The sequence below is a fragment of the Gordonia insulae genome, assembly GCF_003855095.1.
GTDB classification, from domain to species: domain Bacteria; phylum Actinomycetota; class Actinomycetes; order Mycobacteriales; family Mycobacteriaceae; genus Gordonia; species Gordonia insulae.
Genome location: NZ_CP033972.1, coordinates 2825943 through 2848241, shown reverse-complemented (window position 1 = coordinate 2848241; position 22299 = coordinate 2825943). Strand labels below are relative to the sequence as shown.

Here is a 22299-nt window from a genome sequence, read left to right as displayed (position 1 = left end):
GTCGGCGACGCTATGTGACACTGGGCGTCATGAGGCGTGAGCTCTTCACCCGCGTGGTCACCATAGCGGCGTCCGCTGCCGCCGTGGCCGCTGTCGTGATCCCTGGCACCGCGATCACCGAGACGGTCAGCCCGCCCGGCAAGGCCGCCGCAGCCGGACCCGAACGCGCACCGACGACCTATGTGGCACTGGGTAGTTCGTATGCAGCTGGACCCGACCTGTCGTCGGGAGTCCGCCCGCCGTGCTTTCGGACCGACGACAACTATCCGCATCAAGTGGCCACCGCCCGGGGCATGCGCCTGATCGACGCCTCCTGCTCGGGTGCCACCACCCCGGACATCGTGGACAGGGCGCAACGGCCGATGGCGCGCCGTCCGCAGGTCGCCGCGATTCCCCCCGGCGCCGACCTCGTCACCATCACCACCGGCGGCAACGACCTCGATTACGTCGGTCGCGTGACCGCGTTGAGCTGCCGGCACAAGCTTCGGTCCGCGGGTGACGCGATCACGGACCGGGTGTGTTCCGGTGGACGCACGGTCGCACCCGAGCCGACCCCCGCCGCATATCAGAGGGTGGAGCGGAGGATCATCCGGGCGGTCGAAGCCGTGCGGGCTCGAGCACCACACGCACGGATCGTGCTGGTCGACTACCTACCGATCGTCGGCACGTCCTCGACGACATGTGCCGCGTTGCCCCTCTCCCCGTCGGAGATCGCCCAGACCAGGCGAGTCTTCGACGGCCTCACCGATGCCACCTCGCGGGCCGCCCAGGCCACCGGTGCGCAGCTGGTCACAGCATCGAAATCCGGTGCTGCACACGGGGTGTGTTCGTCGCAGCCGTGGGTCTACGGATTCGAGGGCGGCGCGGTCTACCATCCGACGCCGGCCGGGAAGACCGCGGTCGCGCAGCTGGTGCTCAGAGCGCTGCGCTAGCTGCTCGTCGCTGCTTGGCCGTCACCAGGCCGGCGGAGACGAGGAGCAGTGCGCCGGTCGCGACGATGAGATCGCCGACCAAGGTCCCGAACGCCACTCGCAGGGCAACGCCCACGGCGATCGCGGCCACACCGACCGCCAGCGAGCGCCCGGCGTTCTGTGCGCGCCAGTCGATGGTGCTACGACCGGTGGTGATGAGGCTGATGGGGCTGCGGCGCAACACCTCGACGATGAAGATGGTCAGCGCGACCGTGCCCACATAGGCGACACCGATCAGCGGCCATGTCGGCGCATCCCGATGCTCGGCGACGACGGGCATCAGTTCGCTCAACGCCAGCGCATGCGCGAGGTAGATGCCGAACGAACGATCCGCGGCCGTCCGCATCACATTGTCCGCAACCGAACCCGGTGTACGCCGGTTCTGCCACACCGTACCCAGGCAGTACAGCATCGCGATGATCGCGATGTAGGCGAACGAGTTGTGCACCATGAAGACGTTGGTGGCGCGGAATACGGATTCACCCATCTGGGTCTCGTGCAGGTAATACGCCAGCGTCAGCGCGATCGCCACCACGGCCGCCCCGACGACGGGCCACCGCCACCGGAGCATGAATCGCTGGAATGCCGGATAGTGCATGGCCGCAACACAGCCCGACAGGATGAAGAACTGATACGGGAAGATCGTCGCGACGAGATGTGACCAGAGCGCGTGCTGCGGGCCGTGGGTGAAGAACGACGGCGTGGGCCGAACCATGAAGTACAGCAACGTCGTCTGTGCGGCGTAGCTCACCAGCAGCAGATACCGGTGGTAGCCCCATGTTCTGCGGAGTACCCACAAGATCAGTGGGAACACGGCGTATATCTGCATGCTCACAGACAGGAAGTAGAGGTGGTACCAGGCGTTACCGGTGATCAGGTCGTAGCCGATGCTCCTGAGTGACAACATGATCGATTGCGGCGAATCCACCAGATCGCGCAACCCGGACACACCGCCGACGCGGTAACGACCGTAGATCCAGTAGAAGAGACTCCACACCACGAACGGCAGTCCGATGAGTTTGTAGCGCCGCCGCCAGAAGGTCAGGGGCCGCAGCTCACGATCTCGATATTGGTAGGTGAGGACGAATCCGGTGAGCGCGAAGAACGAGTAGCGCGTGTAGCGCAGCAGGAGGCCGAGTCCACCGGCGGCGACGTCGGTGCCCGACGCCACGCCCAGGATCACGTGATCGAGGATGACCGACGCAAAGGTCACCAATCGGACGAAATCGACCTGATACAAATGCTTGTCGCGCCGCGAGGCCGGACTGGCCGTGATGTCGGCCACAGGTTGCGGTGAGACGCCGTCTGTTTCGCCGGGTTTCGGAGGTTGCGGCGGAGCGGAGGTCGATGTCCCTTGCTGCGTAACGATTTCGGCCCCTCCCGATCCTCGGTGCGCGTGTCCCGTCGAACGGTCCGCCGCGCTCGCGGTGAGGCTACTCCCCGAAGCTGTGAATGCAGCATGAGGATGCGCTGTGTCCCGTTCGTCTGTCGTCGCGGTCGACGCCGGGGCGCACCCACGCAACCGCCCATGTCCGAATCCGAGTTCCGCTACCGTCGATCCTGAGGTGTCGACAACGGGGTCGGCGCCGGTGTACAGGGAGTGATCACATGGCCGATACCTTCACCGTGACCGCAGCGGACGGGACCCGACTCGCCGGACGCCGATGGCTGCCCGACGGCCCGGCGCGGGCAACGGTCCTCCTCGTCCACGGGATGGGTGAACACTCGCGACGCTATGTGGAGACGGCGGAGGCGCTCGCTGATGCGGGGTTCGCGGTCTATGCCTATGACCACCGCGGCCACGGCGAGTCCACCCTGCCCGACCGCGAACCCGGAGACCTGGGCCCGGGTGGGTGGCAGAGCCTCGTCGCCGACATCGGCGCCGTCCTCGACCACGCCCGCTCCGAGCAGCCCGAACGACCAGTTGCGGTGATCGCCCATAGCATGGGATCGTTTGCCGCGCAGCAGTTTCTGCTCGACAACAGTACGGCGGTCGACGCCGTGGTACTCAGTGGCACCGCCGCGCTCGACGGCCTCGAACCCGCGCTCGATCTCGACGCCGAGATCGACCTCTCCGGATTCAATGCCCCGTTCGAACCCGCCCGGACCGAGTACGACTGGCTCACCCGCGACGACGCCATCGTCGATGCGTACGTCGCCGATCCGCTGTGCGGCTTCGGTCTCGATGCCGCGTCGGGCAAGGACATGTTCGTTCGGGCACGTCCGGTGGCCGACCCGGATCGGGTCGGCGCGATGGCATCGTCGTTGCCGGTGCTGATCGCGGTCGGTGATCTCGACCCGGTCAACGGTGGACTGGCCTTGAGCGATCTCCTCGTCGATCACTATCGGTCCGGCGGCCTGACCGATGTGACGCTGAAGGTCTATCCCGGCGCGCGGCACGAGATCCTCAACGAGACCAATCGTGACGAGGTGCGACGCGACCTCATCGAGTGGATCGACGCGAAGGTGACGTCGACGCCCTGACGATCGGCTCAGGCCGGCAGGGGCCGGGAGTTCCGGGCGTGGAGCAGCAGCGTCATCTGCCCGATCTCGTCGCCCTGGTCGCCGATCATCGTCATCGCGAACTGCTTGGTGGTCGTGCTCGTCCGCGGATCGTTGTAGGCCGCCGTCGCCATCTCCAGCCCACCTTGGTGGTGTCGGATCATCAACTGCAGGAACAGGATCTCCGCGGCGCGGCCCTGCGCAACCGACAATCTGCCCAACTCGTCGATGCTGGCCATCCCGGGCATCGGAGCAGTGTCGGGCGTCGATCGCTGCGGCGATCCGCCGGGGTGGTCGTGCCCGCCGGCCGTGCTCATCCACGACATCGGATGGTCCGAGGTCACCGGTGACCCGAACCAGGTCAGCCACCCCCGCATCGTCGCGGTCTCCGCGGTCTGCGCCACGACGATCCGGTCGGCCAGCCCGGTGATCTCGGGCGCGACGGTCCGAGACAGACTGTTGGCCATCAGGATCGCCTGGTCATGGTGGGCGGACATGTCCTGGGCGAAGCCGATGTCGGTGACGCTCGGTCGATGCGGGTCATCGGCGCGAGAGGTCTGCCACACCACACCGACGACCACCCCGATCGAGAGCATCAGCAGGGCCACGCCGAGCGCGCCGGCCAATCGGAGTCGTCCACTCATCCGATCGTCGTCTCCTGGTCGGCCGGCGGCGTGTACGTGCCCGGGCTGAGCTGCAGCGCGTAGAAGCCGCCGTCCGCGCAGGTCGCCCAGATCTCGTTGCCTCGGAACTCGGGCGGGGAGAGGCACCAGTCGGTGGAGGTGTCACCGCCGACGACCATCCCGGTACGCGGGCCGATCATGTCGTTCAGCTGAACCTTGCCGTTCGCGATCGACATTCCGAGACTGAGGAATTCGACCGCCGGGACGCCCATGATCGATGCGAGCACATGCGGCGAGTTGGGGGCCTCGACCACCGTGGCGCGTGTGCGGGCGGGCGGATTGAAGTAGGCGATCTCGCGGATGTCGGAGAAGTCGCGGATGTCGAACACGCGGATGCCGGACGACTCCCAGGAGCAGGCCAGGGCGGTCGGATTCTCCGGCCGATCAACGGCGCAGTAGTGAGGATTGCTGCTGAACACCGAGCCGCCCATCGACGAGCGCAGGTTGCGGTCGAGGTTGTCGGGCAGGTTGATCTCGAGTTTGATCTGCGCGACGTACTTTGGTCGGTTGACCCTCGTGACGTCGAAGATCTTCACTCCGCCGGAGCCGCCCTCATCGGCGGTCAGGATGTGCGGCCGGTTGCGGTAGGTGATCGGGATCGAATGCTGGTTGAGCTGTCCGTCCGGCCACAGGTACGCCGCCAGATGTGGAACCTGGGGATAGGGGGCACGGCGTTGCACCGCGCTGATGTCGAGAACCGTGACACCGGCCATGTTCGACAGGTACATCCGGTTGCCGTCCGGGGAGATGCCGAAACCGTGACCGAGGAAGCTGTGCAGGCCCTGCCAGATCACCCGGGGCTGTGCGGGGTTCGAGATGTCGATCGCCGAGAGATGACCTGGCGAGAGTCCCGACGCCCAGTACGTGCGCCCGTCGGGTGAGAAGCCGCCCTCGTGTGAGGTGAAGGGCAGTGGTGTGGCGATCCCGGGGCCTCGCGCGTTGAGCAGCTTCGGATGCTCACAATCGGAGATGTCGTACACGGCGAAGAACCCTCCGCCCCAGAGCAACGGAACCGCGGTCGCCGCCAACAGTTTGCGTTCCCGGTTGACCTTGAGCGTCTCCCAGGTGCCGCCTCGCATGGCCGGATCGGTGAGGGAGCCGACCACGGTGGGCCGATGCGGATTCGAGACGTCGACGACCTGTACCCCGGGCTGCTTCACGAAGTTGTTGCCGGGGAAGAGGCTGCCGGTGTAGCTGCAGTGGTCGTAGTTGGCCGACACGATGCCGCCACCGGCGCCTCGAACGCCGCCGAGCGCGGTCATGTTGCATCGGTAGCCGCGCGTGCTACGACCGGAGTTGCGATCTTCGGCGCTGACTTCGCCCTGTAGTCCGCGCTCGGGCAGCGACCCGGGTCCGCACCGCGCTTTCGCCACCGACTTCTCCGAGATGTCGGGGAAGTAGTGGGTTGCTGCCGTCGCCGCTCCGGTTCCGAGTACCGAGATCGTTACAGTGGCGACGACCAGAAGGGCGACGGGCAGAGTGTGCCTTCGGCGTGACCTGCCCGTGAACGTACGAATGAACAAAGAGCGGTCCGACATCTCAGCCCCCATGAATCGACCGACCACGTGTGTGGCGATCACCCTAGACGCTCGTGACGGCCCATCTCGGTCGTTTGACCAATCTCCGTTCGGTCGGAGGAACGACGCGGCCCGCGCGACGCTATTGCATGGTCATTCGCGGCGCCGCGTTGCGTCGGTGCCGCCACATCCCCACACCGAGACCGGCCGCCACGAAACAGGCGGCCGCACCCACGGCCAATCCGACCCGAGCACCTGCCGATTCACTGATCGCGCCGATGATCGGCCCGCCGATCGGCGTCGACCCCATGAACGACACGGACCACAACGCCATCACCCGCCCGCGCATGCGCGGCTCGGCATTCAGCTGCAGGGTCGCGTTGCCGGTGGACATGAACGACACACTCAGCCACCCGACCAAGAACAGCGCGCCGATCGCCACCGGCAACGTCGGCGCGACGGCGGTGATCGCGATCGTCACACCGAACCCCGCGGCCGCGATGGTGAGCGGACGCAGTCCCGTGGTCCCGCGCGCGGCGACCAGCAGGCCGCCGACCACCGCGCCGACGCCCATCGCCGAGGTCATGAAACCCAGCGCCTGTGGCCCACCGTCGAAAGTCTCCTTCGCCGCAGCCGGCAGCGACACCTGGAACTCGTAGGCCAGGGTGCCGACGAGAGCCATCATGACCAGCGGAATCCACAGGGTCGGCAGGCCGGCCACATAGCGAAGGCCCTCACGCAGTTGGCCTTTGGCCCTCTGCACGGGTTCCTCGTGCTCGATCGTGGCGAGGTTCATCGCGATGAGCGAGACGACCACCGCCACGAAGCTGCCGGCGTTGATGGCGAAACACCATCCGGCGCCCACCGCGGCCAGCAGCACGCCGGCCACGCCGGGGCCGACCGCGCGCGCCGCGTTGACCATCACCGAGTTCAGCGTGACGGCATTGCGGATCAGTGACTCGCCGACGATCTGATGGATGAATGCCTGCCGTGCGGGATTCTCGAATGCGTTGTTGAGTCCGAGCAGCAGTGCCAGGACGGCGACATGCCAGATCTGCACCCACCCGCCGATGGTCAGCACCGCGAGCACCGCGGCCAGCACACCCATCACGGTCTGCAGTGCGATCATCAGCCGTCGGCGGTCGACCCGGTCGGCGATCACACCCGCGTACGGACCGAGCAGCAGAACCGGCAGGGCTTGGAGTGCGACGATGAGACCGAGGATCGAGGCCGATCCGCTCAGGGTCAGGACGAGCCACGCCTGCGCGGTGGCCTGCATCCAGGTGCCGACGAGTGACAAGGCCTGACCGAAGAAGTACAGCCGGTAGTTCGGGTTCGCGAGCGATGCGAATGCGCCGGTGCGAGGTGGCGGTGGGGTCTCCGATTGCCGAGTACCCGGCTCGTAGGCGTCGGGCATTCGGTCTTCGGTCATCGTGATTCATCGTATGCCGCGCGCGGATCACCCCGCGGATCCGGTCACCGAGCTGGGCGCAACCCTTGTGACCCGATGTGTCATCGAGTAGTGCCGACGAGACGTCCCCACTGCTGGTCGAGTGCCGACGAGGGCCGCTTACTGCTGGTCGAGTGCCGACGAGACGTCCCTACCGCTGGTCGAGTGCCGACGAGGCGCCAGCCGAGGAGGTGTATCGAGACCCCCCCACACACACGAACCCCTCACACCCCCGAGCCCACCCACGCCGCGGCATCGCGCCCGGTCCAGTTGGCGAGCCGCTCGGTGGCCCCGGCCTGCGGCCGCGGCTCGACGACCGGACCGAACGGAACCTGCTCATCTCCGCGAATCTCCGCCGGGATGAACTGCTGAGCGACGGCCAGCACGGGCCCGACGACATCGGGATCGGCCTCGGCGGATTGTCCGGTGGCCACCGCGAGGTCCCAGCCGTGCACGAACGTCTCGCTCACATAACCCCAGAGCGCGCCCGCGCCCGGCACCTCACCCCACGGCACTCGCACCATCGCGCCGAGCTTGGCATCGTCGGACCAGACCTCGACGGCACGGCCGACGAGAGTGGCATAGGAATCGGCGTCGTGGGTCTCGGCGACCACCGGCACCGCCAGCGCGTCGCCGCCTTCACCCAGGACGACGGCGCGCTGGGCGGTGGCGGTGAGATGCGCGGCGAGGGTCCGGACGTCGAACTCCTCGCACGGGGTCGGGGAGCTGAGCTGATCGTCGGTGACCCCGGCGAGCAGGCCGGTGACCCACTCGGTGGCGACGGCGTAGGCGGGACGGGGATCGGCGGGCTGGTTGGTGGTCATCGCGATTCCTTTGCTTGTCGGGCTGGTGTTCACCAGTCAATCGCGAAAACATGACATCTTCTGTCATGTTTTCCTGAGAAGATCGGGGCATGCGCGCGGAACGTCTGTTGTCGGTGTTGATGCTGCTGCGCTCGAAGGGGCAGATGACCGCCACCGAACTCGCGGTCGAACTGGAGGTCTCCGAGCGGACGATCCTCCGCGACATCGAGGCCCTGTCGCTGTCGGGAGTGCCGGTCTACTCCGAACGCGGCCGCAACGGCGGATTCGCGCTGGTCAGCGGCTATCGGACAGACCTGTCGGGCTTGACACTCCCGGAGGCGATAGCACTGTTGTCGGGAGGCGGCCGCATCGACTCGGCGGCCGCGGCGAGCGCGAAGCGCAAACTGGCGGCGTCGTTGCCGGAGATGCATCGCGGTGGCGTGGCCGAGGCGAGTCAGCGGATCCTGGTGCGGCCGGAGGGTTTCGTGCGTCCGCCGCAGCAGCTCGAGGCGTTGGCGCCGGTCCAGCAGGCGGTGGTCGAAGGCAGTCGTGTGCGTCTGCGGTACGAGCGGCGGGGCGGCGGCCCCCCGAATGCGCGCGTGCTGGACCCGATTGGTCTGATCGTGGCCGGTGACACCTGGTATCTGGTGGCGTACTCGGAGGGAGTGGAGCGGATGTATCGCGTGTCGCGGATGTCGGAGGTGGTGGTGCTCGACGACCCGGCGCAGCGTGAGTCCGTCGTGGACCTCGAGGAGGTGTGGCAGCGCCACCGTGACGCGTTCCGGTCGTCCTTCGAGCCGGTCGACGTGGTGATCGACTGTGCTGCAACAGACGTGGAGAAGGTCTCGGCGTTCGCCGAGGTTCTCCGAAGCGTCGGTACCGGGACTGGCGTTCGCGTGGACCTGAGGTTCGCCGACCGGAATCACGCGACGCGCGTGTTGTGGGCGGGTTACCTCGAGTCGATGTTCGACATCGTCGAACCGGAATCACTTCGCGAACAACTGCACGACCGCATTCGAGCGGTGACAGTTGGTCAGAGAATCGAGTGAATTCGCTCGAGATCGATCGTCACACCTGACTTCTCAGTGCTTCGAGATCGACGTCGATGATCGGGTTTGTGCCGTCCCACTGCTGCGCCGCGAGTTTGACGTAGCCGAACAGCAACGCTTTCGGCCCGCCGACGTCGGAGATCTCGACGACGGTGCCACGCTGGTCCTCGGTGTCGAAGTAGCAGAAGCGTCCCTCGGGACCCCCGAGCTCTCCCTGTTGTCCGACAACGAATCCGGCCGCGATCGCGCGCTCATGGAGATCCTGGTATTCGCTGGACCAGTAAGCGACGTGTTGGAGGCCTTCGGAACCGGTGGCGAGGAAGTCGCGGTACATCGACGGGGCGTCGTTGGTCTGTTGGATCAGTTCGATCTGGAGCTCTCCGCTGTTGGCCAGTGCGACGTCCATCACCATGTCCGATGGCTGGCCATGGTAGGTGAAGTTCTCGGGCCGCACGTTTCTGGTGCGGAACCATGGTCCGACACCCAGGCTGATCCAGTGCGCGATGGCGGCGTCGAGATCGGTGACCACGTAGCCGAGTTGACTGATGGTGCCGAAGAATGACGCCGCGGCCCGTTCGACCGGTTGCGGCTGATGATCGTCTGGGGCGAAGCCGAACACGATCTTGCCGAGAGCCTCGTTGCCGCGCAGTCGATTGGCGGCTGTGAGGTGGTCCTCGGGCGGGAACGATCGGTCACGGCGTGGGGTGATCCGCCCATCGGCGACGGCATCGATCACCTCGGGCTGCAGCGCGGCACAGACCTCGGCGAGTTCGTCTGGCGTGCGGACACTGAAGGTGGTGCCGATGACGCGCTGCCGCCGAAACGCCACCTGGTCGAGGTCGAGCGCGGCGACCGGCCCGGCCAGGCGGCCGATGCTCACGATGGTGCCGCCGACCGCAGTGGCCGCGGGAAGCTGCGCGAACAGATCGCCGCCGACGTGATCGAGGGTGATGTCCACGCCGCTGCCCGCGGTGGCTGCGAGTGTCACCTCGGCGAGGTCTTCGGTCGACGTGTTGACCGTGACGTCTGCGCCGGCCTCGACCAGTGCTACGCGTTTGCTCTCACTCGTGGTGGTGGCGATGACCGTGGCCGCGCCGAGTGCCTTGGCGAGTTGAATGCCCACCAGGCCGATCGCGGTGGTGCCGCCGACGATCATGACCGTGCCGCCCGCGGAGAACCCGGCCTGGGTGACAAGCGCATCGTGCTCGGTCGCCAGTCCGACGGGCAGGGTGGCGGCGTCGCTGAACGAGAGGTCGTCGGGTATCGGCAGCAGTGTGCCGGGGTGGCACAGCGCGTAGTCCGCGAAGGCGCCGAGAGTGACGCCCATGACGCGCGTGCCGACGGGAAGGTGTGGCGCCATGGGGCTTGATGTCTCGACGATGCCGGCGAATTCCATTCCCGCGGTGTAGACGTCCGAGGTCTTTGCGTTCGGGGAGTAGGTGCCCTCGAGCATGTAGAGGTCGGCGCGGTTCATCGCGGCCGCGACCACACGGACGCGAACGGCGCCCAGGCGCAGGGCGGGGAGATCGGTGTCGGTCATCTTCCAGTCGGAGCCGAGGCCGCCGATCAGTGCACGCATGGTCATGGTCGTCTCCTGTGCAGGGCTATTCAGTGGGCGAGTTCGGGAACAGATGTGTTGAGGAGGCGCGGATCGGGTTGCCCCGACATCGTGGAGAGTGCGCGTAGCGCTTTCACGAGCGTGGGCCACTGTCTCGGGTCCTTCAGATTGATGCCGCCGAGCAGCTGCTTGAGCAGGGTGAGGGTGTCGAAGTAGATCCGCTCGCACACGAGGTTCTCGTTCTCGTCGAAGATGAAGTACGCGGTCATGCGTGTCCGATGGTGCTGCCCGGTCGCCGGAAGTCCGCCGAGCGGACCCAAATGTGTTCCCAGGAGCCAGAACTCGACGATGACGGCATCCGCACTGTGCCGCAGCGCGATGATCTCGTGATCCTGATCGGGAAAGGCGACACGGGTGTCGTGGTAGTAGCCGCGCACCTCCGAATCTCCGTCGTGCACCGTCAAAGTGGGGATCAGCTCGTAGTGCGGATGCGGGAAGGTGGCGAGTACGTCGTCCCACTCCTGTACCACTTCGTCGTGGAAGTGGTCGAGGACGAGCTTCTGGCGAGCGCGCAGGGTCTCGACGTCGGGAATGTCGAACTGGGACATGATGAGCCTCCGATAATCCACAATGTGGGTTTAATCTCGATCACATTAACCCACGTTGTGGATTTCTGCAACGGTCGGCATGATGGTTGCCATGGCGATCACTGGTGAGAGCACATCTTCGGTGCCACGTCGCGGACGGCCACCGCGCGGGGCTCAACAGCTCTCCCGAGCCGCAGTCGCGGATGCCGCTATCGCCGTCATCGACGACGAGGGTCTGCCGGGCGTGAGCATGCGCGCCGTGGCAACCCGACTCGGCGTCGACGCGAAGAGCCTCTACAACCATGTCGATGACAAGGAGGCGCTGCTCGACGCCGTCGCCGAACGGATTCTGGGATCGATGGTCATACCGGAACCAGTGGGTTCTCTGGACCGGGACATCCGTGCGATTGCCCACGCATTCCGGGATGTCGCACGCGCGCATCCGAATGCAGCCCAGTTGGTGTTGACCCGACAGCTGTCCTCGCTCGATGCGCTGGCTCCGGTTCAAGCACTCCTCGCGGCGTTGCGGGTAGGTGGGTGTCCCCCGGCGAAGCGGTCCACTTGCTGCGTACGCTCGTGGCCGCGCAGGTGGGAACGCTGTTGCGGGAGGTCTCCGCGGGGCCTACGTTCGGCCTCACCGATGTCGATGGCATTCGCCGCCGTCAGGCGACGCTCGAGGAGTCCGGACTGCCCGACGTCGCGTCGGCCGCAAGTGACCTCGCGCATTTCGACCGGGACGCCGAGTTCGAATACACCGTCGACCTACTCGTCGCGGCCGCACGGGCCCGCATCGACGGTCGCCGCGGATGACATCCCCCACGACCACGACTCGACATGAAGGGCCCAGACCATGAGGGTTCACCATCTCAATTGCGGAACGATGAAGCCGTGGGCGACTCCCGACGGACTGGTCTGCCACGTGCTGGTCATCGAGACAGATCATGGACTGGCTCTGGTGGATTCCGGGTTCGGAGTGATGGACGGGCCGCAGCGACGGACCCGCATGGGCTCCGCCCGGCACTATGTCCGGCCCATCTTCGATCCCGATGAGGCGGCCATCCGACAACTGCCCTCACTCGGCTACGATCCGCGCGACGTTCGCGACATCATCCTGACCCACTTCGATGCCGACCACATCGGAGGGCTCTCCGACTTCCCCTGGGCACGAGTCCATCTCACCGCTGATGAGATCGGTGCCGCCAAGGCGCGCACGACGCTGGTGGAGAAGCGGCGCTACCGGGCGGGCTACATCGACGAATTGGACGTCGTCGGCCATTCGCCGAGCCGGACCGAGGCCTGGCACGGATTCGACGCTGCCACCGAACTGGCGTCGGTGGGTCCGGGCATCTTTCTCGTTGCCCTACCGGGTCATTCGCGCGGACACGCCGCGGTGGCGGTCGAAACAGACGGTCGACGGATCCTGCATGTCGGCGACAGCTTTTACCACCACGGACAGGTCGACGGGACCGGGCATGCCCCGCTCGCCATGACGGCGATGGAACGCGTGATCGCTCGCGACTGGCGGCGCGTGCAGTCCAACCATGAACGATTGAGTGAACTGTGGGCGGCGGATGATCCGGCTCTGACGCTGATCAACGCGCACGATCCGACTCTGTTCGAACGTGCACGCGACGGCGAGCGGCAGCCGCGTCGTCCCGATTGAACCTGCTGCGGTGAGGAATCATCGCCGTTGGCCTCCGGCGACCACTTCTTCGTCGCCGATGAGCCCAGCGGTATCGGCGACGCCCGACCCCTCGGCTGCGGGGTCAGCCTGCGCCGGCTCGATGTCGATGGTCCGACGCAGTGGCCGGTTCGGCAGGAATGCGACCGCGATGAGCGTCACGATCGCCACGAAGGCGGCGATGAGGAAGATGCGTCCGGTCGCGTCGCCGTAGGCGTGCTGGACGATCTCGCGCACCGGCGCTGGCAGGGCGTCGAGGTCCAGATTGCCGCCACCGCCCGATCCGGCGGGAACTCCCAGGGCGGACAGTCCTTCCGTGGTCAGCTCGCTCACCCGGGTGGCGAGGACGGAGCCGAGGACCGACACGCCGATCGCACCGCCGAACGTACGGAAGAAGGCGACACTGCTCGACGCGGCGCCGATGTCCTTGACGCTGACCGTGTTCTGCACCGCCAGAACCACATTCTGCATCAGCATGCCCAGTCCGAGGCCCAGGATCACGGTGTATGCCGAGATCAGCCACAGGTTGGTCGCATGATCGATGGTGGCCAGCAGCCCGAACCCGACCACGATCAGCACGCCACCGGTCACCACGAATCGCTTCCACTTTCCGGTGCGGGCGATCAGCTGGCCGGATCCGACCGAGGCCGTCAACAGTCCGACGACCATCGGGATGGTCAGGATGCCCGCCATGGTGGGCGAGTAGTCGCGCGCGGTCTGGAAGTACTGGGCCAGGAACGTGGTTGCGCCGAACATGCCGACGCCCACCGCGATCGACGCGATGATGGCCAGACCGGTCGTGCGCTGGGTGACGATTCGCAGGGGGATGATCGGCGCGCTGGCCCTGGTCTCGATCCAGATGGTCGCTGCGAGCAGCAGTACCCCGATGCCGACGTACAGCGCAGACTCCGCCGACCACCAGTCGTAGTAGCCGACCTTGCCGGCGAAGGAGACCCAGATGAGCAGGATGGACACACCCGCGGTCAGGGTGATGGCGCCGAACCAGTCGATCGACACATTGTCCTGACGCTGAGTCGGAAGCTTCAGCGTCTTCTGCAGCAGGATGAGTGCGATGACCGCGAGCGGTACACACACGAAGAAACACCAGCGCCAACCGAGCGGGCTGTCGGCGATCAGGCCGCCCACGATCGGGCCACCCGACATCGCGACGGCCATCACCGCACCCATGTATCCGGAGTAGCGTCCCCGTTCGCGCGGCGACACGATGCTGCCGATGATTGCCACGACCAGCGCGGTCAAGCCGCCCATACCGAGGCCCTGAATGACCCTGGCCGCCAGCAACAATGGGACGCTGTGGGCGAATCCCGCGATCACCGATCCGATGACGAAGATGATGATCGCGGACTGGACGAGGACCTTCTTGTTGAACAGGTCGGCCAGCTTGCCCCAGATCGGGGTCGATGCGGCATTGGCGAGCAACGCCGAGGTGATCACCCACGCGTAGGCCGTCTGCGAGCCCTGCAGGTCGCCGATGATGGTGGGCAGGGCGGTCGCGACGATCGTCGTGCTCAGCAGCGCGGTGAACAGCGCCGCCAGCAGGCCGGTCATCGCCTCGAGGATCTGACGGTGGGTCATCACACCGCCCTCGGGCGCCGTCGGTGCCGTGGTGGTCTCAGGCATGGGTCGGTTCACTTTCTCTTGCATGTGTCTGCGCGTAGGCGTGCAGCGCGGTTCGAAGTCGTCTGGTGACGTCCACCGCATCCGTCACGTCGTCGTGGTCCCAGTCGCCGAGTGCGTTCGCGAGGGCCGTCGCCCGACTGTGATGGGCCCGGTCGAGCAGGTCGAGGCCCTTGGCGGTCAGCTCGATCAGCGATGCGCGACCGTCCGTCTGATCGGGTCGCCGGACGACATAACCCGCCGTGACGAGCTCGGAGATGTGCCGACTCAGGCCGGACGGCGTGATCGACAGTTCGCCGGCCAGCTCGACCTGCCGACACGGCTGGCGAGTGTTGAGCACCATCATGACGACGATCGCCCCTGGTAGGAGGCCGTGCGAATCGACGGCCGGGGCCAATGCGGCACGGATGGCGTGACCCATCAGACAGAACTCATCGGCCAGGCTGCCGATGACATCGGGTTCGCCAGACATGTGCGCACCTCGATCCGCTGCAGTTGGTTGACTCACGCAACGATATCAGATGGTTGCGTAGATCAACTAATGGCAGCGTCGAAGGTCACATGTCCGTGTCCCCGCCACTCAGTGTCGTGCGGCCGGAATCGTCCGACTATCTCCTCGGAACTCGGCGATGACGTCGTCACCCCGCTTCACTGTGACGTCATAGATCCCGTTGCGCCCGAAGCGTTGTCGTTCGACCGCTTCGGCGACCAGCACATCACCCTCGTGAGTGGCACGGAGGAACCGGATGTCGGCGCGGGCGGCGACGGCGGCGTCGTCGTGACTGTTGCAGGCCAGCGCGAAGGTGGTGTCGGCGACCATGAACACGTACCCGCCATGGGTGATGCCGTGGCCGTTGACCATCGACGGCGTCACCGTCATCGAGGTGCGGGCATATCCGGGGCCGAGGTCGTCGAGCGTGATGCCGAGCTCGCGCGACGCGACGTCCTCTGCGAACATCGTGCGCGCGATCCGGTGGTCGTCGAGACGGTCTGGTGCGGGCGCGGTCTCAGCCGACATCGAGGACCGACACCTCCTCGTGGGTGAACAAGGTGGCGCCGCCGGTCGCGAAGTTGGGTACATCGCCGGCGGCCGCGGCCATCTCCGGCGACGTCAGTCCGGCGCGCAGGGTTTCGGCGTCCGGGAAGAACAGGCTCGCGACGGAGTAGTACGGCGGAGCGGACCCGTCCAGCGAACTCGCCTTCGAATAGGTGTATCCGGTCAGGCCGGGGACCTTGCTCGCCAACGGGATGTGCACACGTTCGTAGTGCTCGTCGAAGGCGGCGGGATCGTCGGGTTGTCCATAGCAGACGGCAACGCGGATGGTCATCGGTTCTCCTCGGGCTTGGCGACGAGGGTGAGCACATCGTAGGTGGCCACCGGGTCGTCGTTCTGATTGGTCACGACTGCGTCCCAGCGCACCTCACCGTAGTCGGCGCTCTGACGCGGGGTGATGAGTTTGGCGGTGAGCGTGACGGTGAGGTCGTCCTCGGCCTTCACCGGGGTGAGGAAACGCAGGTCGTCGACGCCGAAGTTGGCCAGCACCGGACCCGGTGCCGGATCGACGAAGAGTCCCGCTGCCAGTGACACCACGAGGTAGCCGTGCGCGACGATGCCACCGAACAGCGGATTGGCCGCGGCCGCTTCGGGATCGGTGTGCGCGTAGAAGGTGTCGCCGGTGAACTCGGCGAAATGATCGATGTCCGCGCGGGTCACCTTTCGCGGACCGCCGACGATCGTGTCGCCGACGACCAGCTCGGCCAGATCCTTCCGGAACGGATGGACATCGCCGTGCACGCGGTCGGCGCCGGTCACCCATTTCTTGCCGACGGCGGTGAGCACGTTCGGCGTGCCCTGGATCGCTGTGCGCTGCATGTGGTGCAGCACGCCGCGGATACCGCCGAGCTCTTCGCCGCCGCCCGCGCGCCCGGGGCCGCCGTGGACCAGCACCGGTAATGGGGAACCGTGACCGGTGGACTCTCGTGCGTTCTCCGCGTTCAGCACGAGTGCGCGGCCGTGGTACGGCGCCAGGCCGCGGACCACCTCGGCCGCCAGGGATGCGTCCTTGGTGACGAGCGACGCAACCAGGCTGCCCTTGCCTCGGGCGGCGAGCTCGACGGCGTCGGCGGCGTCCGTGTAACCGATCACCGTCGACACGGGGCCGAAGGCCTCGATGTCGTGCGGTTCCGGTGCGGTCTTGTCGTCGGCGCGCAACAGAATGGGCGAGAGAAACGCGCCTTTCGTCGCATCGGCGTCCACGACGTCGACATGCTCGGGGTCGCCGAAGACGATGTCAGCCGACTTGGTGAGTCCCCGAAGGGATTTCAGAACCTCATCGCGCTGCTCGATACTCGCCAGTGCACCCATGCGCACGGTGTCGGAGGCGGGGTTGCCGACGGTGATCGTCGCCAGCCGGGCCGATGCGGCCGCGATCACGTCGTCCATCAGGGGCTCCGGCACGAAGGCGCGGCGGATCGCGGTGCACTTCTGGCCGGCCTTGACGGTCATCTCGGTGACGAGTTGTTTGACGTAGAGATCGAATTCGGGATCGTCGACGGTGACGTCGGTGCCGAGGATCGAGGCGTTCAGCGAGTCCGCCTCGGCCGTGAAGTGCAGTCCCGACGACACCACCTGTGGATGGGCGCGCAGCGTCGCCGCGGTGTCGGCCGATCCGGTGAACGCGACCGAGTCCTGGCCGTCGAGGTGATCGAGGAGGTCGCGGGCGCTGCCGCACAACAGTTGGACCGACCCCTCGGGCAGGATGCCGCTCTCGATGATGCGGCGGAACACCAGTTCGGTCAGATACGCGGTCTGGCTCGCGGGCTTGACGATCGACGGCACGCCGGCGATGAACGCGGGGGCGAGCTTCTCGAGGAATCCCCAGACCGGGAAGTTGAACGCGTTGATCTGCACCGCCACGCCCTGGCGCGAGGTGTAGATGTGCTGTCCGAGGAAGGTGCCCTTCTTGCCCAGCTGCTCGACCGGGCCGTCGAGGTAGACGGTGTCGTTCGGCAGTTCGCGTCGCGCCTTGCTCGCGTAGCTGAGGACGGTGCCGAAGCCGCCGTCGATGTCCACGCCGGAATCCCGTGCGGTGGCTCCGGTGTGACGCGACAGCTCGTAGAACTCGTCTTTTCCGGCCATGAGGGTCATGCCGAGTTGTTTGAGTAGGGCGGCCCGTTCGTGAAAGGTCAACGCGGCAAGGGCGGGCCCACCGACCGTGCGCCCGTACTCGACCATGCCCGCGAGGTCCAGCCCCTTCGACGAGATCCGGGCCACCTCGTGGCCGTCGACGGCGCTGGCCAACGGCGTGCCGTCATCGGCCGCCGTGAACCAGCGCCCCTGGGCGTAACTCTGCAGAAGATTGCTCACGATCACTCCGTCCACCGTCCATTCGGTCGGTAATTACCATCGCTGCGAATGGCGGGGATGTCAAGGACGGGTGGGCCGGCTAGGTGCTGCGGAGGCCGTCGAACGTCAACGCGACGACCGCATCGGCGAGGTCGTCCGCCGACGTCCCGGCCCTCGGTCGGTACCACTCGATCAGCGAGTTCACCGTGCCGAAGAGCAGTCGGGCGACCAATGCCGGATCGATGTGGGGATGAAGATCTCCCTCGTCGGCGGCGGCGGTGACCAGGTCGCCGACGAAGGCGTCGAACTCCCGCCGGCGGGCCAGCGCGCGGCGTTCGACCGCGGTGTTGCCCCGCACGCGGAGCAGCAAGGTCACGTACGGGAGTTCCGCGACGAGGATCTGCACACTGCGCCTGACCAGGTATTCCAGTCGGTCGACGTAGCGCCCCTCGGTCGCTTGTGCCTCGGTCGTCGCAGCGAAGAGCGCGTTGAGCGCGCGATTGAGGGCGAGTTCGAGCAACTCCTGTTTCCCCGATACGTGGTGGTAGATCGACGACTTGCTCAGGCCGAGCCGCTCGGCCAACACGTCCATGCTGGTGCCGTCGTAACCCTTCTCGTTGAAGACCTTGACGGCCACGGCGAGGAGCGAGTCGAGGTCGTAGCCGGGCCGCCCGGGGCGCCCGGTGCGGCGGATCGCGGGTGTCGTACTCATGGCCCCATCCTGTCATTCGTGGTCGCCGGCTTCTGTGCTTCTGCTGTCGACCACTTGTTACCGACCAAAGATTCGGTTATTAATAGTAGGTCTGGAAGGAGCAGTCGAGCACATGATGGTCACCATCGAGCTGCATGAGACCGACGACCGGTATGTCCTCACCTTGGACCGACCGGCTCAACGCAACGCGATCAACGCGCAGATGATCGACGAGCTCCACCGGGCGTGCGAGGTGATCGAGCGCGCCCCGAAGCCGGTGGTGATCACCGGACGCGGCGATCACTTCGCCGGCGGCGCGGACATCGGCGAGCTCCGTGACCGTGGGCGCGCCGAGGCACTCGACGGCATCAATCGCACGCTCTTCGACCGCATCGCGCGGCTCCCGCTGCCCACCGTGGCCGCGGTCTCGGGGTATGCGCTGGGCGGCGGGGCCGAGCTGTCCTACGCCTGCGACATCCGGATCGCCACGCCGACCGCGGTGTTCGGCAACCCGGAACCCGACCTCGGCATCCTCGCCGCGGCCGGAGCGGGCTACCGACTCCCCGCGCTCGTGGGGGAATCGGTGGCCAAGCAGGTCTTGATGGCCGGGCGAAACCTCGACGCCGACACCGCATTGCGCACGGGTCTGGTGATGGACGTGGTCGACGATCACCTGGCCGCGGCGCACAAGGTCGTCGACCGCATCACGCGACAGTCGTCGCTGGCGCTCCGGTTCACCAAGACCATCATCGACGCCCCGGGTAGCCAACCGTGGGCCGCCGACATCGCGCAGGCGGTCCTGTTCGAGACCGACGACAAGCACCGACGGATGACAGCCTTCCTGGAGAGGAAACGATGACCACAACACCCACCGCGATCGGTGTGATCGGCGGCGGAAGGATGGGCGCGGGTATCGCACAGGTCTTCGCCACCCTGGGCGCCGACGTCACGATTGCCGAGAGTCACGACCAGGGTGCTGCTCGGGAACGGGTCGTGACCGGGGTCGCCCGCGCTCACGAGCGGGGAAAACTCAATGGGCGGGATCCGGTCGAAGTGACGCGACGGGTCTCGACGGTCGGTGCGGTAGCGGACCTGCCCGTGGGGCTGGATCTCGTCGTCGAGGCCGTCCCCGAACAGCCCGCGCTCAAGATCGACGTCCTGGTCGCCGCCGAGAAGGCGCTGGCCGACGGTGCCATCCTGGCGTCGAACACGAGTTCGTTGTCGATCACCGAACTCGGTGCGGCTCTGAATGATCCCAGTCGTTTCGTCGGGATGCACTTCTTCAATCCGGTCCCGGCGTCGTCGCTGGTCGAGATCGTCCGGGCGCCCGCGACGGCCGATGGAACCGTCTCCGCGGTGCGGTCATGGGTCCGCCAGATCGGCAAGTCGGAGGTGGTGGTCAACGACGCGCCGGGCTTTGCCACCAGCCGCCTCGGTGTCTGCCTGGGACTCGAGGCCATCCGGATGGTCGAGGACGGCGTCGCCGACGCTGCCGACATCGACCGGGCGATGGAACTCGGCTACCGGCATCCGATGGGGCCGTTGCGCTCCACGGACCTCGTCGGTCTCGATGTCCGGCTGGCGATCGCCGAGCACCTGGCCGCGACCCTCGGTGAGCGTTTCGAGCCGCCGAAGCTGCTGCGCGACAAAGTTGCCCGCGGCGAGCTTGGACGCAAGGCCGGGCAAGGATTCTACGAATGGAAGGAAGGTGCGTCATGACCGTCACCGCCACCACAGCCGACGGGCTGGCCACGATCACCATCGCTCGTCCCAAGGCGCACAACGCGCTCGACCTCACCACCAAGGCGGCCTTCCTCGATGCCGTGACGGCCGTCGGTGACGACCCCGCCGTCCGTGCGGTACTCATCGCCGCGGAGGGCCGCAACTTCTGCGTGGGCCAGGATCTCGGTGAGCATGTCACCGCGCTCGAGGCCGACCCGGCGACCGCCATGGACACCGTGGCGCAGCATTACAACCCACTCATCCGGGCGCTGGCGGCCGTGGCCGTTCCGGTCGTCGTCGCGATCCAGGGCGCCTGCGTCGGGGCCGGCCTCGGCATCGCGCTGGCGGGTGACATCCGGGTCGCCGGCAACGGGACGTCGTTCGCCACGGCGTTCACGGGCATCGGTCTCGCGAGCGACTCCGGACTCAGCCATGCACTGGTCACCGCGCTCGGACCGAGTCGCGCGGTCGGGCTGATGATGCTGGGCGACAAGGTGTCGGCCGAGCAGGCGCTGGACTGGGGCCTGGTCCACCGGGTGGTCGCCGACGACGAGATCGGGACCACCGCGCACCGGTTGGCGACGCGCCTCGCGAGTGGGCCGACCGAGGCGTACCGCCAGGTCAAGGGGCTGATCGGGGCAGCGGCGGAGGGGCTCGACGCCGCGCTGGACCGGGAGGCGACGGCTCAGTCCGAGCTGGGTCGCTCGGTCGACCACAAGGCGGCGGTGAGTGCCTTCCTCGCCAAGGAGAAGCCGGTGTTCGTCGGACGCTGAGGTCCGAAGGCGAGCCGCGCCTTGTGTCGCGGCTCACTTTTCGGCATACTATTACCAACCGATCATTCGGTATTGAAAGTAGGAGAGATGACCACGTCAAGTGCCTTGCACGACGACCTACTGGTCCAGTTCGATGAGACGATCGCGCATGACCAACGGGTCGAACCGCGCGACTGGATGCCCGACGGCTACCGCAAGACCCTGATCCGGCAGATCGCTCAGCATGCGCATTCGGAGATCATCGGGATGCAGCCCGAGGGGAATTGGATCACCCGCGCGCCCTCGCTGCGGCGCAAGGCGATCCTGATGGCCAAGGTCCAGGACGAGGCCGGACACGGTCTGTATCTCTACTCGGCTGCCGAGACCCTGGGCGCAGACCGGACAGATCTCACCGAGAAGCTCATCGAGGGTCGCCAGAAGTACTCCTCGATCTTCAACTATCCGACGCCGACCTATGCCGACGTCGGGACCATCGGCTGGCTGGTCGACGGCGCGGCGATCTGCAATCAGGTTCCGCTGTGCCGCAGCTCGTTCGGGCCGTACGCGCGCGCCATGATCCGGGTGTGCAAGGAGGAGTCGTTCCATCAACGCCAGGGGTATGAACTCCTCACGACGATGATGCGCGGCACCGACGAGCAGCGGGCGATGGTGCAGGAGTCGGTGAACCGGTGGTGGTGGCCGGCGCTGATGATGTTCGGCCCGCCCGACGATCAGTCGCCCAACACCGAGCAATCGATGGCGTGGGGCATCAAGCGACACACCAATGACGAACTGCGGCAACGATTCGTGGACATGAGCGTGCCGCAGGCGCAGGCCCTGGGCGTGTCCTTCCCCGATCCGGACCTGGTCTGGAACGAGGAGCGTGGCTCCTACGACTTCGGCGAGCCCGACTGGAGCGAGTTCACCGCGGTCGTCAAGGGCAACGGTGCCCTCAACTTCGAGCGCACCCAGGTGCGTCGGGAAGCACATGAGAACGGAACCTGGGTCCGCGAAGCAGCAGTCGCCTTCGCCGCCCGTGGGCAGGAGGATCAGCGATGAACCAGATCAAGGCCGAGTGGCCGCTCTACGAAGTGTTCGTCCGCGGCAAGCGTGGACTCAATCATGTGCACGTCGGATCGCTGCGTGCCGCCGACGACGAGATGGCCCTGCGCCACGCGCGTGACGTCTACACCCGACGAAACGAGGGCGTCAGCATCTGGGTCGTGAGATCCGAATCCATCGTCGCGACGAGCCCGTCCGAGAAGGACCCGTACTTCGCGCCGAGCGGCGACAAGGTCTACCGACATCCGACGTTCTACGAGATCCCCGACAACGTTCCCCACATGTGA

Annotated in this window: 23 protein-coding genes and 1 pseudogene; 11 read left to right on the top strand and 13 right to left on the bottom strand. The window is 66.6% G+C overall.

Annotated elements, in window-relative coordinates; genetic code table 11:
- Positions 1 to 29: 29 nt before the first annotated feature.
- Positions 30 to 932 (top strand): SGNH/GDSL hydrolase family protein, encoded by a 903-nt coding sequence (locus tag D7316_RS12995; protein ID WP_124708614.1) that lies wholly within the window; start codon positions 30 to 32, stop codon positions 930 to 932.
- Here the strand turns inward: D7316_RS12995 and D7316_RS12990 are convergent.
- A complete protein-coding gene (locus tag D7316_RS12990) occupies positions 916 to 2256 on the bottom strand; it encodes an acyltransferase (protein WP_232016893.1) in 1341 nt (446 codons plus the stop codon). The two genes, D7316_RS12995 and D7316_RS12990, sit on opposite strands and share 17 nt — an antisense overlap.
- A 323-nt stretch (positions 2257 to 2579) precedes the next feature.
- On the opposite strand from D7316_RS12990, the gene D7316_RS12985 reads away from it, so the two are divergent.
- Positions 2580 to 3455, top strand: a complete 876-nt coding sequence (locus D7316_RS12985) for an alpha/beta hydrolase (protein ID WP_124708613.1) — start codon at positions 2580 to 2582, stop codon at positions 3453 to 3455.
- An 8-nt stretch (positions 3456 to 3463) separates the two neighbouring features.
- Here the strand turns inward: D7316_RS12985 and D7316_RS12980 are convergent, their stop codons facing one another.
- From D7316_RS12980 to D7316_RS12965, 4 genes are all read right to left on the bottom strand, one after another.
- Positions 3464 to 4117: a DUF305 domain-containing protein gene (locus tag D7316_RS12980; RefSeq protein ID WP_124708612.1), complete on the bottom strand. Its 654-nt coding sequence runs from the start codon at positions 4115 to 4117 to the stop codon at positions 3464 to 3466.
- A complete protein-coding gene (locus tag D7316_RS12975) occupies positions 4114 to 5694 on the bottom strand; it encodes an LVIVD repeat-containing protein (protein WP_124708611.1) in 1581 nt (526 codons plus the stop codon). Before D7316_RS12975 ends, D7316_RS12980 begins: the two co-directional genes overlap by 4 nt.
- A gap of 121 nt (positions 5695 to 5815) precedes the next feature.
- The gene (locus D7316_RS12970; RefSeq protein WP_124708610.1) at positions 5816 to 7105 is read right to left on the bottom strand and encodes an MFS transporter; all 1290 of its coding nucleotides are present in this window, start codon (positions 7103 to 7105) and stop codon (positions 5816 to 5818) included.
- Between the two features lie 242 nt (positions 7106 to 7347).
- Entirely contained in the window at positions 7348 to 7947 is a 600-nt protein-coding gene (locus D7316_RS12965) for a TIGR03086 family metal-binding protein (protein WP_124708609.1), read from the bottom strand.
- A gap of 89 nt (positions 7948 to 8036) precedes the next feature.
- Here D7316_RS12965 and D7316_RS12960 point away from each other — a divergent pair, with 89 nt between their 5' ends.
- On the top strand, positions 8037 to 8975 hold the full coding sequence (locus tag D7316_RS12960) for a helix-turn-helix transcriptional regulator (protein WP_124708608.1): 939 nt from the start codon (positions 8037 to 8039) through the stop codon (positions 8973 to 8975).
- 19 nt (positions 8976 to 8994) lie between these two features.
- Here the strand turns inward: D7316_RS12960 and D7316_RS27250 are convergent, their stop codons facing one another.
- A complete protein-coding gene (locus tag D7316_RS27250; protein WP_197718234.1) occupies positions 8995 to 10560 on the bottom strand; it encodes a zinc-binding dehydrogenase in 1566 nt (521 codons plus the stop codon).
- A 23-nt stretch (positions 10561 to 10583) separates the two neighbouring features.
- Positions 10584 to 11141 (bottom strand): ester cyclase, encoded by a 558-nt coding sequence (locus D7316_RS12950; protein WP_124708607.1) that lies wholly within the window; start codon positions 11139 to 11141, stop codon positions 10584 to 10586.
- A gap of 79 nt (positions 11142 to 11220) precedes the next feature.
- Between D7316_RS12950 and D7316_RS27670 the strand changes: the two are divergent.
- The 3 genes and pseudogenes from D7316_RS27670 to D7316_RS12940 all read left to right on the top strand — a co-directional run.
- Positions 11221 to 11397, top strand: a pseudogene (locus D7316_RS27670) (TetR/AcrR family transcriptional regulator); the annotation flags it as partial.
- A gap of 260 nt (positions 11398 to 11657) precedes the next feature.
- The gene (locus D7316_RS27445; RefSeq protein WP_232017238.1) at positions 11658 to 11930 is read left to right on the top strand and encodes a hypothetical protein; all 273 of its coding nucleotides are present in this window, start codon (positions 11658 to 11660) and stop codon (positions 11928 to 11930) included.
- Between the two features lie 40 nt (positions 11931 to 11970).
- The gene (locus D7316_RS12940) at positions 11971 to 12783 is read left to right on the top strand and encodes an MBL fold metallo-hydrolase (protein ID WP_124708606.1); all 813 of its coding nucleotides are present in this window, start codon (positions 11971 to 11973) and stop codon (positions 12781 to 12783) included.
- 18 nt (positions 12784 to 12801) lie between these two features.
- On the opposite strand, the gene D7316_RS12935 is transcribed toward D7316_RS12940, so the two are convergent.
- From D7316_RS12935 to D7316_RS12910, 6 genes are all read right to left on the bottom strand, one after another.
- On the bottom strand, positions 12802 to 14442 hold the full coding sequence (locus D7316_RS12935; protein ID WP_269462497.1) for an MDR family MFS transporter: 1641 nt from the start codon (positions 14440 to 14442) through the stop codon (positions 12802 to 12804).
- A complete protein-coding gene (locus tag D7316_RS12930; protein ID WP_124708604.1) occupies positions 14435 to 14911 on the bottom strand; it encodes a MarR family winged helix-turn-helix transcriptional regulator in 477 nt (158 codons plus the stop codon). The genes D7316_RS12935 and D7316_RS12930 overlap by 8 nt, the downstream gene beginning before the upstream one ends.
- Before the next feature lie 108 nt (positions 14912 to 15019).
- Positions 15020 to 15457: a hydroxyphenylacetyl-CoA thioesterase PaaI gene (gene paaI / locus D7316_RS12925; protein ID WP_124708603.1), complete on the bottom strand. Its 438-nt coding sequence runs from the start codon at positions 15455 to 15457 to the stop codon at positions 15020 to 15022.
- Positions 15447 to 15767 (bottom strand): EthD family reductase, encoded by a 321-nt coding sequence (locus tag D7316_RS12920; RefSeq protein ID WP_124708602.1) that lies wholly within the window; start codon positions 15765 to 15767, stop codon positions 15447 to 15449. The genes paaI and D7316_RS12920 overlap by 11 nt, the downstream gene beginning before the upstream one ends.
- Positions 15764 to 17806, bottom strand: coding sequence for a phenylacetic acid degradation bifunctional protein PaaZ (gene paaZ / locus D7316_RS12915; protein ID WP_124708601.1), 2043 nt, complete (start codon positions 17804 to 17806; stop codon positions 15764 to 15766). The genes D7316_RS12920 and paaZ overlap by 4 nt, the downstream gene beginning before the upstream one ends.
- A gap of 79 nt (positions 17807 to 17885) precedes the next feature.
- Positions 17886 to 18497: a TetR/AcrR family transcriptional regulator gene (locus D7316_RS12910; protein ID WP_124708600.1), complete on the bottom strand. Its 612-nt coding sequence runs from the start codon at positions 18495 to 18497 to the stop codon at positions 17886 to 17888.
- Positions 18498 to 18612: 115 nt separating this feature from the next.
- On the opposite strand from D7316_RS12910, the gene D7316_RS12905 reads away from it, so the two are divergent.
- The 5 genes from D7316_RS12905 (at position 18613) to paaB (ending at position 22299) form a co-directional block, all read left to right on the top strand.
- Complete coding sequence (locus D7316_RS12905; protein WP_124711311.1) at positions 18613 to 19335, top strand: enoyl-CoA hydratase/isomerase family protein; 723 nt, start codon at positions 18613 to 18615, stop codon at positions 19333 to 19335.
- Complete coding sequence (locus D7316_RS12900; protein ID WP_124708599.1) at positions 19332 to 20195, top strand: 3-hydroxyacyl-CoA dehydrogenase family protein; 864 nt, start codon at positions 19332 to 19334, stop codon at positions 20193 to 20195. Before D7316_RS12905 ends, D7316_RS12900 begins: the two co-directional genes overlap by 4 nt.
- The gene (locus tag D7316_RS12895) at positions 20192 to 20971 is read left to right on the top strand and encodes an enoyl-CoA hydratase/isomerase family protein (RefSeq protein ID WP_124708598.1); all 780 of its coding nucleotides are present in this window, start codon (positions 20192 to 20194) and stop codon (positions 20969 to 20971) included. Before D7316_RS12900 ends, D7316_RS12895 begins: the two co-directional genes overlap by 4 nt.
- 87 nt (positions 20972 to 21058) lie before the next feature.
- Positions 21059 to 22009, top strand: a complete 951-nt coding sequence (gene paaA, locus D7316_RS12890) for a 1,2-phenylacetyl-CoA epoxidase subunit PaaA (protein ID WP_124708597.1) — start codon at positions 21059 to 21061, stop codon at positions 22007 to 22009.
- Entirely contained in the window at positions 22006 to 22299 is a 294-nt protein-coding gene (paaB, locus tag D7316_RS12885; protein WP_124708596.1) for a 1,2-phenylacetyl-CoA epoxidase subunit PaaB, read from the top strand. Before paaA ends, paaB begins: the two co-directional genes overlap by 4 nt.